Raw genomic sequence first — 16,126 nt, forward strand, 5'->3', positions numbered from 1 at the left:
TTTTATAAACATGTTCTGCATCCTATTTCGTTTTGTTTTGGATTTAAAAATTTGATTTTCAATATTTTAAAATTTATATACATAAACCTTAAAATCCTTTTTCATGCAAATCAGATAATTCGCATTGTCGCCATAGTTAATCGGTCCATAATAGAACTTGGAGAACCCTTCGATTGGGAATCCTTCCTGTACCAAACCATCCGATCCAAAGACATAGATCATGCGATTGTCGGTACCAACTCCCAGTACATCGGATTTACCAATACGTTTAAAGAATAGTGGCCTATTGCTCGCTTCCTCAATGAATTTATATTCGAAATAGGAAGATGAGTCCCTTGCGCTATAGGCATTCAATTTATTGTTGGCTAAAATGATGAAATCGCGATCTGCACCGCCGCTAATATCTTCGAAATTAAAGAACGCATCCTTGCCCCAGGTACCCAATTTTATTTTTTTCACTTCACCTTCAAAAGGCACCTTGAAAACACTTCCCTTATTATCCGCTACATAGACAAATGAATTTTTTTCATCTGAAGCAGCGACTAAACCGATGGGGTTCTTAATACTTTCACCCTCGGTATCTAATGTTTGCTTACGGATAACCTTACCATATTCATTGAAAAAATAAACCGAAGCTGTACTGGTACCGGCTATAATGTAATTGGTTTGTCCCAGTGTAGTTGTTTTTAGGTCAAACAGAATACGGCTGTCTACGGTATTATTCTCCATTCCCTCCACTTTCTTACCATCTAATGTGTAAGCCAAAATGCGGTCCGTAGCTGGGATATAGATGCGTTGCTCTTTATTGAAGTTGGTAATAGTAGCGCCATAGCTTGCACTGGAAGGCAACTCGACCGAAAAGCCATTGATATTTTTCCCGTCAGGCAAAATCCGGTAGAGACGGCTTTTGGTGACCATGACGATACTGAGATCTTGTAATTGAATCGGTTCACCTAAAATCTCGCCTTGGAAAAGATTTTGCCAAAGCTCCTTTCCATCTGGTGAAAATGCATGTACGGTGTGATCCTGTTCCTGGATCATAATAAATTTGTTTTTACCGTCCTGATCCAGAATCCATGGCTTATTGATAATGCGGTTTTCAAGTTGGACCGTCCATTCCGGTTTTCCGCCCAGACGTGTATCGCTTTTATAAAGTCCATATAAACTGGAAGCGAATGTTCCTTGATTGCCACTCAACTGGTAAGACCAGGAATAGAAGTTCTGGAAACCAAATTGCTCTTCATCTTTGAAATTCTTCGCATAATCAGATTTTAGGTTATCCAAAATATTGCTTTTAGCAGCTTTGGGTTCCAAGTAAAAGGTGACATTGCTCCGGCTATTTTGTATTGCTGCGTGGTTCTTGAAAATAGCCGTGCCCGATAGAAATTGCTTTTCACGGAATGACTCCCGATAATCCCGTAAAATTTCGGTTCTACTTGCAACTACCATAATATTGTCAACGATAGTAAAATAGGGTCTTGTGAAGCTTTTGAACGGTTCGCCAAAGGAGGCATATAGGAGCTGGGAATATTTAAATTGATAGATTGAGTCACCAACATCGGAACTGAATTTCTTGAAATTATTTGCAAATAGGCTGGAATCCGACAGACTGATTAATCCAAGTACGTCTTGATTATCTAATTCCGCCAAAGCGAATTCGTCATTAAACAAAGGTGTGATCACACTGTCGAATGACACTTTGCTGTCCTCTTCAAAATTCTTAATGCTCTTGCTGATACGCTCATATTCCTTTTGCTGAATCAATAGGTCTTTTAATCCTGCATGAAAGCTAGCGGCATCTGAAATGCTAAAATCGATATAAGATGCCGCATTTTTAGGTAGATAGTTTCCTAAAGCCTGTACTTGAGCAGTTTGGTTGGCGAATAATTGCAGATAGCTGTTTTTGCTCCCTGTTAGATCTGTCTCACCCTTAAAGATCAGCGCATCCTGTTTGAAATTCATATTCCAGGAAGTTTGGCCTTTCAACGAATCAATTAAATTAAGGTAAGTGCCAAATTTGGATTTCATCAATATCCGGGCAATTTGTGCTGACTGTTCATTGAAAAAATATAAACTGAGTGGTGTATTCTTATTGTTGTGATTGACAAAGAACTCAATTTGCTTATTGTTTATTTTTTTTACATTCTTATCGAAAATCTGTGCAAGAACCTGTTTTGAATAACTTGCAAAAATAATTTCGTGTGCATAAGCACAATAGAGTGTGCTGTCTTTTACTCCTTTATTGAGCCCAAAGAACCGTTGGCCCAAGGTATCGAAGGGTTGAACTTTATAATTGTTTCCGACCTGTCCCATCAGTTTTTCCAGCGTATTATTGTCAAGGCTCTGTCCGACCTGCACACTATAAAGCGCTGTTATCTGATCCTTTTCTTGGTGAAAAGACAGCAATATCTGTTGGCCTGCGACGAAAGGTGTCAGTTGTTCGTTTTGCAATAATTCTGCTTTTAACTGCTCTAGGTTACTGAAATTTCCCTGTCCCAGAACTGCTTTAAATAATTCGTAATCTTTAAATATTGTATCTACAGCCTCATTATTGGCAAAAGATGTAATGGCCAAGGTATTTTCTGGTAGGTATTGTAAGGCCTTGGAATCTTGTTTGTTATTTTTATTGAAATCTCCGAAAAGATAAATCGTTGCCACAATGACAGCTATGAACAGTAGAATAGTGATGATTATTGTTTTTTTCATCAGCGTAAATATTTATGAGTGCTCATCGTTAATGGTATAAGTGAACACGTTTCAATCAATTTGTTTTTTATGATAATGAAGCTATCATCAGCTTGTACGCATGATGGTTTCATCTGTAAAACAAACCTAATAAAAATATGCGGGAAGCACTAGAAAATCATGCTAATAATGGGTATTTGTAATATAAATTTAACAAAATATTCCTTATTTTGTTCGGTTTTTAATACATTTATCGAAGAAACACGTTTTCAGCATTCACTTTATAATAATGAATAAGAAAATCATTTTAGCCGCTTCGTTGTTGGGAGCGTTAGCTGTAATATTAGGTGCCTTTGGGGCCCACGGTTTGGAAGGAAAGGTAAGTACATATCATCTTGAAACTTGGAAAACTGCAAATCAGTATCATTTCTATCATACTTTTGCACTGTTATTCCTATCGACTTTCTCACGTGCAAAGACCTATTCGATCAAGGTGTCATTTATCGCTTTTATTGTTGGTATTTTGTTTTTTTCGGGGTCTTTATATCTGCTTAGCGTAAGAGAAATAACCGGCTTTGGAAATCCGGCTATCCTAGGTCCTATAACACCCTTGGGTGGTTTATCATTGATCATCGGTTGGATTGCCCTTTTTGTCGCAGCCCTAAAAAATAAATCATAATTTTCTGCCTGGATACAATAAAGCTTGCAGCTTGTTTAGATAGAGAGCCTTTCCGTGATTGAAAATCCGGGAAGGCTTTCGTTTTGATGGACCTAACTCAACTATCCTTTGTGGCGCTTTTTTTGTATTTTTATCCCATAATAAAAAAATATGTCCAATCCGCAATCTTCGATTTTTAGTGAAAGAGATACTTTGTTTGTTGATGTGGTTCTGCCACTTGCCCTGGCGAGAACGTATACCTATCGAATTCCGGTTGACTGGAATGACCGGATACAGATTGGGGTACGGGTTATTGTACAATTTGGAAGAAACAAAATTTATTCGGCTGTCGTAAAATCGATCAGCAAAGAAGCTCCCCTGAAATACGAAGCAAAGTATATTTTAGATATCATTGATGACAAACCTATTGTTGATCTGGCTCAATTTAAACTGTGGGATTGGTTGGCAGATTACTATATGTGCAGTTTGGGCGAAGTCATGCAGGCTGCGCTTCCAGCGGCGTTGAAACTGGCTAGTGAAACCAAAGTGATCTCTTCGATAACAGAGGAATTTGATCGTTCGACACTTTCGGACAAAGAGTATCTGATCATAGAGGCCCTGGAGGTGGCAGGGGAACTTAAAGTCAATGATATCGTGAAGTTACTGGGGCAGAAAACTGTATTTCCGATATTAAAACAATTATTTGAAAAAGGGATCGTGCTGATCTCGGAGGAAATAACAGAACGGTATAAACCCAAAACAAAAGCATTCTTACGTTTTGCGCCAGACTTTAGAAATGAGGATGCCAAACGAGAACTATTGGATAGTCTCAACCGCGCGCCCAAGCAGCAGGATGCGGTTTTGGCATTTATGCAGCTTATTAAAAAGACCGAGGAGATAACCCGCCCCATGCTTGCTGAGGCTTCCGGCTGCGGTAATGCAGCGATTACCGCGTTGATTGACAAGGGCGTGTTTGAGATAAAGGAGAAGGTCGTGTCCAGATTTCAGGGAGAAGATATCGAACTGGATGCTAATTTTCAATTCAATGAAAATCAGCAACGCGCATACAGCGAGATCCAACAGTCTTTTGAGGAAAAGGAGGTGACCCTATTACACGGCGTAACTGCATCAGGGAAAACACAACTCTATATACGTCTTATCGAACAGGCAATCGCTGAAGGAAAGTCAGCGTTGTATCTTTTGCCTGAGATCGCATTGACAGCACAGATTACAGCACGATTAAAACTGCACTTTGGCGATAAATTGGGTGTTTATCACTCCAAATTCAATGATAATGAACGTGCTGAGGTGTGGCATAAAGTCATGAAAAATGAATTTCAGGTTGTTATAGGTGCACGTTCCTCAGTGTTTCTTCCATTCCAGGATCTGGGAATTATTATCGTTGATGAGGAACACGAAAGTTCCTATAAACAATTTGATCCAGCGCCCCGTTACCATGCTCGGGATACGGCCATATATCTAGGATTTTTACATCAGACTAAAGTACTGTTGGGGTCCGCAACTCCATCTTTGGAAAGTTATTATAACGCAAAGGCAAAGAAGTATGGGTTTGTGCAGCTGTTGGAACGTTATGGCAATGCACAGCTGCCAAGTATTGAGCTGGTCAATATTCCCGAGGAAGGACGAAAGGAAAATATGTTCTCCTATTTCTCCGGAACGCTGTTAAAAGCTATTGAAGAAGCTGTTAAAAATAAGGGACAGGTTATTTTGTTTCAGAATCGACGTGGACACACCACGATGATCCAATGTAATACCTGCGGTTTTGTTGCCAAATGCGTAAATTGTGATGTTAGTTTAACTTATCATAAAAGCTCCAATATGATGCATTGCCATTACTGTGGACATGTGGAGCCACCGCTCCGGGTCTGCCCAGCCTGTGGAATGCCGCATATCGAAAGTAAAGGCTTTGGGACCGAGCGGGTCGAGGAGGAGCTGGAACTGCTGATGCCTGAGATCCGTATTGGGCGATTGGACCTGGATTCCACCAAGGGAAAGTATGGCTTTGATAAGATTATTACCGCTTTTGATGAACATGAATTTGATGTACTGATCGGTACCCAGATGGTAGCCAAAGGACTGGATTTTGGACGGGTAAGTTTAATTGGTGTTGTGAATGCGGATACCATTATTAATTTTCCGGATTTTAGGGCTTACGAACGTTCTTTCTCCCTATTTTCCCAGGTCGCTGGCCGTGCTGGCCGTCGGGAAGCTGGAGGAAGAGTAATTATTCAAAGTTATACAACGAATCACCGGGTTTTGGAACAGGTCGTCAACAATGATTATGAAGGGATGTTTATGACGGAAATTACCGAACGGAAGAATTACCTGTATCCTCCTTTTTATCGGCTTATTCGTGTTGATATTAAACATATAGATTTTCAAAAATGCTATGATGCCGCGAATCGTTTTGCAGCGGCTTTACGTCCGCAGCTCGGTGCCCGGATATTAGGGCCTGAGCCCCCGCTGGTCTCCCGTGTCCGCAATAATTTTATCCAGACGATTACATTGAAGATCGAACGCACCAATATAAGTATTGCCAAAGTAAAGGAGTTGATTCGCTCGGTTTTATTGGATTTTGAACTGGATAAGGCCAATAGTGGAGTTCGTGTGCAGATCGATGTTGATCCTTATTAATAAATACTTACTGTTTGTTCAGTTTCCATACAGAAGGGGGGCAATAATAATTGTTCTGAATGCGATATGATCCAGCTAATGTTGAGGTATTTATGATCTTGGGGCTAGTTTTTTTATACGGGAGTGTTTTTAAATGATCAGTGTGTACAGCCTGTATTGACTTGATGTTAAATGATTTGTGAATAGTTCGGCTAAATATCCCTTTTTAAAAGTAAATTTGAAACATCATGGCGTATAAGTTTATTGATAATTATCGGGAAAGAGGTGCACGCAAGAAATTGGTCGAGCATCTTAAAGGAAGAGGTATTGAAGATCAAAAAGTATTGGAAGCTATTGGGAAGGTACCACGTCATTTCTTTTTTGATGAAACGTTTTGGAATCAGGCTTATCGCGATATTGCGTTCCCAATAGGTGACGGTCAAACAATCTCCCAGCCCTATACGGTTGCTTATCAATCTGAATTGCTCCACGTGAAAAAAGGAGATAAGGTACTGGAAATCGGAACAGGATCAGGCTACCAAACTTGTATTTTGCTCGAACTTGGCGCTGATGTGTATACGATAGAACGTCAGGAAAACCTTTATCAGCGGACGATCCAGGTATTACCTTATATGGGGTACAAAGCAAATTTCTTTCTCGGAGATGGTTCCAAAGGTATTGAAGAACATGCTCCCTATGATAAGATTATTGTGACTGCAGGAGCTCCCTTTGTGCCTGAAATTATGTTGAAGCAGTTGAAAATAGGCGGGATTTTTGTCATTCCGGTAGGGGATGAAAAGTCTCAGAAAATGGTGACAATAATTCGTGTAGGTGAAAATGATTTTGATCGCATTGAATTAGACACTTTCCGTTTTGTGCCATTGGTTGGTGATCAGGCTTGGTGATTCATATTGTTTTGAAAAATTTAAGGGCACTTCGGTCCCTTATTTGTCTTTATGACAACATGTAAATGGAAATATATCGTTTTTTTTATTTTTCCTTGTGAATTCGCTCTATTTAAAAATTATAGTTTCTTACAGTTGTGATTTTGGATGGGGCGCTTGTTGTTCAACTGATGGAATAAGAAAAAATATGTATCAATGAATCCTATAACGACATTATACGACCAAAAGCATCAAGAAATTGCCGCCACGGTCTTAAAATTAAATAAGCAGGTTAATACGTTAAGTTTAACACGACTCTTTGTCATCCTTGGTGGGGGAGCTCTATTGTTTTATACTTTTCAGCTGGAAAGTCTTCCATTGGTTTTCTTCTGTTTCTTTGCGCTGTTGTTTCTATTTGCCTATTTGGTACGCCGGCAGAGCCAATTGGAGCTTCAAAAGAACTATTTTGAAGCCTATTTGAAGGTGCTCTCCAATGAACAAAACATCGCTGGTGGAAAATCAAATATGTATGCTAATGGAGAGAATTTCGAGGATGGCAGCCATGCTTATAGTTCAGATATGGACGTATTTGGTGCACATTCCTTATTTGCCCAACTGAATCGCTCAACAACAAAACAGGGGATTGATTTACTGGCATCCTGGTTAAATGCTCCTCTGGATAGAGAGCAGATCCAACGTAATCAGGAAGCGTCGAAGGAACTGGAAGATGAATCGGAATGGATCTGGGATTTTCAGGCTAAACTGCTGGCAAATCTTAATCATAAATTAGATATTAAAGCTTTTTTGTCCAATTATTTCCAGGATCGGAATTTTAATTTTGGGAATGCTTTCATGCGTATATATGTTAACGTCGGACCCGTTTTATTTGTGTTGGCGCTTGTTGGTAGTTTTTTTATTTCCAAATTTGCAGCAATTGCCACGATATTAGGTTTGTTTCATATTCTCTGGGCTTTCGCGAAAGCGGGTAGTGTTGGTTTATTTTCTTCAAGGATAGATAAGATTGGCGGAATACTGGCTTCCTACGCCGATGCGATACAAGCTATAGAAAGTCACCCATGGAAATCCGCTTCCTTACAGGAAATGGCTAATGAATTAAAGCAGGGGGGGCATGCTGAGCCTATTTCAAAAGCATTTAAAAAACTCGCTGCGCTTATCAATAATCTTGATGCGCGAAACAATGTTTTTGTTGGCGTATTTCTGAACCTTTTCTTACTGTGGGATTTTAGACAGGTGCTGGCGATTATCGACTGGAAAAACAAGTACGAACAGGAGATTCTGAATTCGTTTGATACTTTGGCAAAAGTCGAAGCTGTAAATAGCCTCGCAATTTGGAAAAGGAACCATCCGGATTATAGTTACCCTGTCATCTTAAATAATCCTGGTGAGGACAAAATTGATGCGCAAGGTGTTTACCATCCACTCATCCCAAGGGAGTTAGTGGTTGCCAACGATTATACCAGTAATGATCATCGGGTCGCCTTGGTGACCGGATCCAACATGGCCGGAAAAAGTACGTTCTTGCGTACTATCGGTGTCAATGCAGTTTTGGCCTATGCCGGCGCAAGTGTTGCTGCCACGTCATTTCAATTGCCGATTTATAAGCTTGTATCTTATATGCGTATCCGGGATAATCTGAATGAAAGTACTTCCACCTTCAAGGCAGAGCTCAATCGCATGAAGTTTATATTGGATACAGTGGCTTCGCACAAAGATAGTTTCTTTCTGATTGATGAGATGCTACGGGGTACAAACTCCGTTGATAAGTACCTGGGTTCACGAGCTATCATTAAGCAGCTGGCTCGCTTGGATGGCAAAGGTATGGTGGCTACACACGATCTCCAGCTGTCCAGTTTAGAACAGGAATTTCCAAATGACATTAAAAATTATCATTTTGATATTCAGGTGAATGAAGGGCAGATGCTGTTTGACTATAAGCTGAAAACAGGAGAGTGTAAGATCTTCAACGCATCTTTGTTATTGAAGGGGATAGGCGTAGATATCGAGGAAAATATTGGATAAAAATGACTCAACTGTTTTTAGATAGCCTTACATTTGTGCTCTCTTGAATCCTTAAAAATAACAATAAATGACTTTACAAGAACGTATTGATTTATCGGAAACACATGTCTGCACAACTGTATTCCCGTTTTTGACAAATCATCACGATACCTTATTCGGCGGTAAGGCAATGTCCATTATGGACGAAGTGTCTTTTATGGCCGCAACGAGATTCTGCCGCAAGACATTAGTGACGGTATCAACCGACCGTATCGACTTTAATAAAGCAATTCCTTCCGGGAGTATTATTGAGGCAATTGCGCGGGTACAAAATGTGGGACGTACCAGCCTGAAGGTGAAAGTTGAAATATTTCTGGAGCATATGTATAAAGAAGGAAGGGAACTGGCGATCGAAGGTGTTTTTACTTTTGTTGCTTTGGATGAAAACAAGCAGCCAATTCCTGTTCTTGAAGGCTTGGATGTGGAGTAATCTATTCCTTGTAGAAGGATAGGTAGCATTGGCGCTGTCTAGAAACTCAATGAAGGGGCGGGTAATCCACCCCTTGCTTGTATCTATCCGTTTCGTCAGGTTATGTCCGTTTTAAACTCGTCCTTCACGACAGATCAGTGATCATTTAATTACGTTAGTAAATATCCAAAAAATCTTCGCGGAAGGTTCGATCAGTTCAATTGCTCTGTTGTGTTCAGGAATAAGGAACGTATTCCCTTGGATACTTTGACCCCGGTGCATTGGCCGTATTAGAACTTCATAACGCGATCGAGCTCGCGTTTGACATCTCTTTCCTTAATATTTTCCCGTTTATCAAAATCTTTTTTACCCTGTGCCAGGGCAATTTCAACTTTTGCAAAACCGCGAGAGCTGATAAAAATGCGTAACGGAACAATTGTAAAACCGCGTTCTTCTCCCTTTTCTTTTAATTTTTTCAGTTCTTTTTTTGTCAGGAGAAGTTGACGGTCACGTTTTGCTTCATGGTTGTAAAATGAACCCATGGAATATTCGGCAATATGCATGTTACGAATGTAAAGACCATCGTCGAAGAAACTACAGAAACTATCGTTAATATTTGCCTTTCCCTCGCGTATTGATTTGATTTCAGTGCCTAAAAGTCGAATTCCAGCAACGTATTTGTCCAGTAGATGATACTCAAAAGAAGCTTTTTTATTTTTTATATTGATATCTGAAGATAAAGCCATATATTGTTGTATATTAGTAAGTCTATACCATTGCTATTGCAATGAACCTAAATGTAACTAATTATAGGATAATTTATAGTTCGCAAATATAATTATTAAAATTGTCTTATTTTATAGTAGAATTGTGTGGGAGATGTTAGCGGAGTATTAAAATAAAATTAACTGTTTTGGGGCGATGTGTTAAAAATATGACTAAATTTAAGCGAAAGTCAGATTATGTTTTCGTATGTTTGCAACGTTTTTTGGAATTATTGTGAATATATACAACGTAGAATTTCAACTTACATTGTGGATAGAGCAGATTTTTATTCGAAGACAGAGTTTTTTATATAAAAGTCCAATTCGAGAATTTTGTTTGTTACAATAACATCTAAAAGTTAGAAATAGTTTTAGAAATACCTTTTTATCGCATGAGTAAAGGAAAGTTAGGCGAAAAAATATCGCAATTTAAGATTGTAGAGGAGTTAAAAGCTAAGGGCTTATATGCCTATTTTAGACCTATTCAATCAAAACAAGATACCGAGGTAAAAATCGATGGTAGACGTGTATTGATGTTCGGTTCTAACTCTTATTTAGGGTTGACGACTGATACACGTATTATAAAAGCAGCGCAAGATGCTTTGGAAAAGTATGGTACGGGATGTGCTGGATCACGTTTCTTAAACGGTACGTTGGATATTCACGTAGAACTGGAGGAAAAACTATCTGCTTACGTAGGTAAAGAAGCCGCAATTCTTTTTAGTACAGGATTCCAATCAAATCTTGGTCCTTTGTCTTGCCTGATGGGTCGTAATGATTATATTTTGTTGGATGAACGTGATCATGCATCTATTATCGATGGTAGCCGTTTGTCATTTGCGAAAGTCATCAAATACGGTCACAACAATATGGATGATCTGCGTGCTAAATTATCCAGGTTACCTGAAGAAAGCGCAAAATTAATCTGTACTGACGGTATCTTTAGTATGGAGGGTGATATTGTTAACTTGCCGGAACTTACCACAATTGCGAATGAGTTTGATGCTGCGGTCATGGTGGACGATGCGCATAGTTTGGGTGTTATTGGGCACAAGGGAGCTGGTACAGCATCACATTTTGGGCTTAATGATGACGTAGACTTAATCATGGGTACCTTCAGTAAATCGTTAGCTTCTTTAGGTGGATTCGTAGCCGGTGATGCTGATGTGATTGATTTCTTGAAACACAATGCACGCTCGGTTATGTTCAGTGCTTCGATGACGCCGGCATCTGTTGCTTCGACATTGAAGGCGTTGGAGATCATCCAAAATGAACCTGAGCATATTGAGAAACTGTGGAAAAATACCGATTATGCCAAAGCACAATTATTGGATCATGGCTTTGATCTAGGTGCTACGGAAAGTCCTATCTTACCAATATTTATTCGTAGCAATGAAAAAACCTTCTGGGTGACAAAAATGCTCCAAGATGATGGTGTATTTGTTAATCCAGTTGTTTCTCCAGCAGTTCCTGCTGAGGAGTCTTTGATTCGTTTTTCATTGATGGCGACACATACTTATGACCAAATTGATGAAGCAATCGAGAAGATGGTTAAAGTATTCAAACAAGCCGAAGTTGAAACATTAATATAAAATCTAATCGTATATGATTCAGATTGTACCCGTTGAAACAAAGAAACAAAGACGGTTGTTTATCGATTTCCCTCATAGTCTCTATGAGGGAAATCCTAATTATGTACCTGCCTTATTTCTTGAACAAAACGATTTGCTTTCCCCTGATAAGCATCCCTTTTATAAACATTCCCAAGCACAGCCTTTTTTAGCATACCGTGACGATAAAGTCGTTGGCCGAATCTGCGCGATTTGGAATAACAATCACAATGCTTTTAATCATGTGAATGAAGGTCAATGGGGATTTTTTGATTGTATAGATGACCAGGAGGTGGCTAACGCGTTGTTCGAAACTGCCGAAAAATGGGTGAAAGCCAAAGGCGGAGACACCATCGTTGGACCGATCAATTTATCGACCAATGATACCGTTGGACTTTTGGTGGAAGGTTTCGATAGACCACCCGTGGCGATGATGCCCTATAATTCGCCCTATTACATCGATTTAATTATCAATGCCGGTTACGGACATAAGGTCGATCTAAGAGCCTATCTGGTCATGGAGCAAACTGCTGATAAGCGATCTGTAAAGTTGTTGGATAAGCTGGAGGAACGTTTAAAAAGATCGGGCATTACTCTTCGCCAATTTAACGTAAAAGATTTCAAAAACGAAGCTGCGAAGGTTCGTGATATCTATAACAGAGCCTGGGATAAAAATTCAGGGTTTGTTCCGATGACGGAAGATGAATTTAACTATACGGCTAAAGACCTGAAAATGATCTTAGACCCACGTTTTGCTATTGTAGCCGAAAAGGATGGTGAGCTTGTTGGTTTTGGTCTTGGTATTCCGGATATCAACCAAATTCTGATCAAAGTAAAAAAAGGCCGTCTGCTTCCTACCGGTATTTTCAAATTGTTGTTCGGGAAGAAAAAGATCAATTTGCTTCGGGTGTTGATGTTGGGCGTATTGGAAGATTACCGCAAGATGGGTATTGAAGCATGTTTATATGGCCGAATTATTAAAGAATCAAAAGATTCTAATATAAAAGGGGCTGAATGTTCATGGATGTTGGAACATAATTATATGATGAACCATGCCATTGAGCAAATGAATGGAGAATTGTACAAACGTTATCGTTTGTATCAAAAATCATTATGATAGAAAAAATATTGATCACTGGAGCGAGTGGTTTTGTAGGTTATCATTTGACGAGGGCAGCGAAGGAAGCGGGGATGGAGGTTCATGCTGCTGTAAGAAAGTCGAGTGATGTTTCTGAAACTCGTTCTGTTGTGGATAAATTTGTTTATCCTGATTTCGCTGATGAAGCTTCGATAAAGGCTTTATTGGAATCGGAAAACTATACCTATGTTGTACATGCGGCAGCAATGACACGTGCCAAACGCGAAGAAGATTTGGAAAAGGTCAATGTTGGTTACACCAAAAACTTGGCATCGGCTTGTTTCTCTCTGAAAAATCCAATCAGCAGATTTGTTTTTGTCAGCAGCCTTGCTGCGATAGGGCCAGTGCCTTATGCATCCGATTTAATTGATGAACGTAATCCCTACTGTCCGGTAACAGCTTATGGGCGAAGCAAAAGCAAGGCGGAACTTGCATTGAACGAGTTTGTGGATCAACCATTGACAATTTTACGCCCTACAGCAGTATATGGTCCTAGAGAGAAGGATATTTTTATTCTTTTCAAAACCATGAACGGCGGAATGGATGCCTATGTTGGAAGATCTCCTCAGAAACTGAGTTTTATCTACGTTACGGATCTGGTTCAGGCGATTTTAAATGCCTGCCGCTTGGATCAAGGTGGGAAAAAGGTCTACAATTTGAGTGATGGTCAGGTGTATGACAGATATGAAATGGCAAAATTTTTCAGAGAGTTTACCCAGAAGAAGATGTTTCGTATGCATATTCCACTGGGAGTTGTTAAGGCGGTGGCCATCATCTTTGAGCGGCTATATAAAAATTCGAAAAAGATACCTGTACTATATCCAGAGCGATTGAATGAACTTACAGCTGAAAATTGGGGCTGTGATATTTCATTGGCTCAAACCCAGATACAATACCAACCTAAATATGATTTGAGAGCAGGCTTAATGGAGTCGCTAGCTTGGTATAAAGAAAATAAATGGTTATAATCACAGACAATGAGTGAGTTTAAAATAAATAAAAAGCTTTTCCAAGATCGGAAAAGAACAAATATCCTGAGCGAACCTGAACAAAAGCTGATTACGTACCTCGTGCCAAGGGTACCTAACTGGATTACTTCGGACGGGCTTACAGCAATCGGTTTTTTTGGCTCGTTAATGGTTTTGGGGAGCTTTATACTTGCAGAATACGTGGATATTCGCTATTTACTCTTGGGGATACCAGGTTTCTTTGTGCAATGGTTTGGTGATTCGTTAGACGGGCGTATTGCTTTTTATCGGAATAAATCGCGCCGTTGGTATGGATTTGCGTTGGATATTGTAATGGATTGGATCAGTACTGTCTTTATTGGATTGGGCTATGTACTTTATACGACAGGTGATTATAAGTATCTTGGATTTACGTTGGTTTCCTTATATGGTTGGGCAATGATTATATCCCAGCTTCGGTATAGGATTACAGATAAGTACACCATAGATGCAGGTATATTGGGGCCAACGGAAATACGGGTAATTATTTCCTTAGTAATGTTATTGGAAGTGCTCATGCCGGGCTCCATTAATTGGTGTGTATTTGTGATCTGTATTTTACTTTTTATTATCAATGCAAACGACACACGTCTCTTGTTGAAATTGGGAGATGCGAAGGATAAGGAAGACAAATTGAAAAAACAGCAAGAGGAGGTTAGCTAAATATGTCTTCAAAGATTATTCCTTTTTTGAAAGCACAACTCTCCGCCTTTTTGGGCGGATTGTTTGATTTTGGGGTATATTCTGCTTGTTATAAACTGTTTCATATTAGCGCTCCCTTCTCCAATGCAATCAGTGGTAGCCTGGGGGCGATCGTAAATTTTCTGATCAACCGGTATTGGTCTTTTGGTAGCACTCAAAATTCTGTTGCTAGCCAGTTATGGAAGTTTGTGATTGTTGTCTGTGGTAGCATTCTGCTTAAATCTACCGGTATCCATTTTCTAGTGGATGTGTACCATTTTAATTTTTTGTTGTCAAAGCTATTTGTCGAGTTGCTTGTTTCTTTAGGTTTTAATTACACGCTTCAGCGTTTTTGGGTTTTTAAAGTAATAGAGAAGTAATTTTCCTGCCTTCAATTGGACGATGTTAGTTCAGCTTAATCCTGCTTTTTCTTTTATACCTTTTCAGGAGACTTAATCTTTTTTTTCGATTTTTTGTTAGTGAAATTGTAATCTGGTGGCGACCACTTCAGGTTATTTGTGAAACGGCTCAATGTATATTTGATTTCGGTTTCAGCCTTTCCTTTTTAGACTTTCATTAAAAGCGCAGTATTAACAGTGATATTCTTTCTAAGTGAGATTAAGAACGTGTGGTTATAGTAATAATTGTTTATGGAATGATTATCCTTTAGTCTGGGAATAATCTAGATTTAAATTAGTATTTAGTTAGGTATTAATTAGCTTTTACCTAAACAATACCTAAACTAAACCTAAACAAACCCTAAGTAAACCCTAACCAAACAGATAAATTAAGTATACTTTGACCAGCCTATATTACCTGTTTTTATGCAGCTCCTCCCGGCTGTATTCTTGCCGTTTTTTTCTATATCTTCCATTTGATATCTCCATAGATGTTTTATGGACATTGACCCCAGCAGCCCGCCCCCAATCCCGCCGCAGATCCGGTACTAACCCACCATCTGTCTTTACCGGTACTCCCTTCGCCCCCCAATTCCGCATATTCGTACATAACCCAGCTTTTTTGTCCCCGCGTACCCCACTAGACCCCCTGCTGGGAAAAACAATCCCCCACCGTTCCAGCCAGTTAGCAGAAAAATAAAAGAAATAAGAACAAAAGTCTTGGAAGTTTGTTAATAAACTCCCTATCTTTGCACCACTCCGCAAGGGAGGGACGGTTGCCGCCAGAGCAGGCAGCCATGAAAAAAGAAAGGTTTAAGAGAGCCTGACAGGATCTAAAATCCCGTTCAGATTATTTTAAACGCGGAAATCAGAAAAGGGAAAAAGAAAAAAAACTTCAAAAGTTTTTTGGAAGTCCGAAAAAGATTTCTACCTTTGCAGTCCCAACGGAAACGAAGGGAAAAACAAAACGATAAAGACGGGCGCAATGCCCATCGGAATAAAGCAGATACGGAAGTTGAAGCGCAAAAAGTTCTTTAAGAAAACACAATCATGTAGCGTGACGAGTAGACAGACGAAAGTCATGAACAAAATTCAAGAATTAGTTCAATTCGATCCAAGATCAGAGATATAAAAAAAGAATTCTGATTATGTAAATAGTTAGAATCAAAAACTTCATTT

12 protein-coding genes are annotated in these 16,126 nt (G+C 39.4%); 10 read left to right on the forward strand and 2 right to left on the reverse strand.

Going from position 1 to position 16,126, the window contains the following annotated elements; all coding sequences use genetic code 11:
• Positions 1-66: 66 nt before the first annotated feature.
• The gene (locus BWD42_RS23675; protein WP_077438885.1) at positions 67-2,706 is read right to left on the reverse strand and encodes a hypothetical protein; all 2,640 of its coding nucleotides are present in this window, start codon (positions 2,704-2,706) and stop codon (positions 67-69) included.
• A gap of 268 nt (positions 2,707-2,974) precedes the next feature.
• Here BWD42_RS23675 and BWD42_RS23680 point away from each other — a divergent pair, with 268 nt between their 5' ends.
• The 5 genes from BWD42_RS23680 to BWD42_RS23700 all read left to right on the forward strand — a co-directional run bounded on the left by BWD42_RS23680 (position 2,975) and on the right by BWD42_RS23700 (position 9,370).
• The gene (locus BWD42_RS23680) at positions 2,975-3,364 is read left to right on the forward strand and encodes a DUF423 domain-containing protein (RefSeq protein ID WP_077438886.1); all 390 of its coding nucleotides are present in this window, start codon (positions 2,975-2,977) and stop codon (positions 3,362-3,364) included.
• A gap of 150 nt (positions 3,365-3,514) precedes the next feature.
• Positions 3,515-5,998: a primosomal protein N' gene (priA, locus tag BWD42_RS23685; RefSeq protein WP_077438887.1), complete on the forward strand. Its 2,484-nt coding sequence runs from the start codon at positions 3,515-3,517 to the stop codon at positions 5,996-5,998.
• A 227-nt stretch (positions 5,999-6,225) separates the two neighbouring features.
• On the forward strand, positions 6,226-6,882 hold the full coding sequence (locus BWD42_RS23690) for a protein-L-isoaspartate(D-aspartate) O-methyltransferase (RefSeq protein ID WP_077438888.1): 657 nt from the start codon (positions 6,226-6,228) through the stop codon (positions 6,880-6,882).
• Positions 6,883-7,077: 195 nt separating this feature from the next.
• Positions 7,078-8,901 (forward strand): MutS-related protein, encoded by a 1,824-nt coding sequence (locus tag BWD42_RS23695; protein WP_077438889.1) that lies wholly within the window; start codon positions 7,078-7,080, stop codon positions 8,899-8,901.
• A 67-nt stretch (positions 8,902-8,968) separates the two neighbouring features.
• Positions 8,969-9,370 (forward strand): acyl-CoA thioesterase, encoded by a 402-nt coding sequence (locus BWD42_RS23700; RefSeq protein WP_077438890.1) that lies wholly within the window; start codon positions 8,969-8,971, stop codon positions 9,368-9,370.
• 269 nt (positions 9,371-9,639) lie between these two features.
• On the opposite strand, the gene smpB is transcribed toward BWD42_RS23700, so the two are convergent.
• Positions 9,640-10,095 carry an SsrA-binding protein SmpB gene (gene smpB / locus BWD42_RS23705; RefSeq protein ID WP_077438891.1) on the reverse strand — a complete coding sequence of 152 codons (456 nt, stop codon included), beginning with the start codon at positions 10,093-10,095 and terminating at the stop codon, positions 9,640-9,642.
• A 410-nt stretch (positions 10,096-10,505) separates the two neighbouring features.
• Here smpB and spt point away from each other — a divergent pair, with 410 nt between their 5' ends.
• From spt to BWD42_RS23730, 5 genes are read left to right on the forward strand one after another with little or no spacing between them, the layout of a single operon-like run.
• Positions 10,506-11,705, forward strand: coding sequence for a serine palmitoyltransferase (gene spt / locus BWD42_RS23710; RefSeq protein ID WP_077438892.1), 1,200 nt, complete (start codon positions 10,506-10,508; stop codon positions 11,703-11,705).
• Between the two features lie 13 nt (positions 11,706-11,718).
• Positions 11,719-12,840, forward strand: coding sequence for a hypothetical protein (locus BWD42_RS23715; protein ID WP_077438893.1), 1,122 nt, complete (start codon positions 11,719-11,721; stop codon positions 12,838-12,840).
• Positions 12,837-13,829: an NAD-dependent epimerase/dehydratase family protein gene (locus BWD42_RS23720; protein ID WP_077438894.1), complete on the forward strand. Its 993-nt coding sequence runs from the start codon at positions 12,837-12,839 to the stop codon at positions 13,827-13,829. Before BWD42_RS23715 ends, BWD42_RS23720 begins: the two co-directional genes overlap by 4 nt.
• Before the next feature lie 9 nt (positions 13,830-13,838).
• Positions 13,839-14,531: a CDP-alcohol phosphatidyltransferase family protein gene (locus BWD42_RS23725; protein ID WP_077438895.1), complete on the forward strand. Its 693-nt coding sequence runs from the start codon at positions 13,839-13,841 to the stop codon at positions 14,529-14,531.
• 2 nt (positions 14,532-14,533) lie between these two features.
• Positions 14,534-14,929: a GtrA family protein gene (locus tag BWD42_RS23730; protein ID WP_077438896.1), complete on the forward strand. Its 396-nt coding sequence runs from the start codon at positions 14,534-14,536 to the stop codon at positions 14,927-14,929.
• Positions 14,930-16,126: the final 1,197 nt, after the last annotated feature.

The sequence above is a fragment of the Sphingobacterium sp. CZ-UAM genome (assembly GCF_002000245.1).
GTDB lineage: Bacteria > Bacteroidota > Bacteroidia > Sphingobacteriales > Sphingobacteriaceae > Sphingobacterium.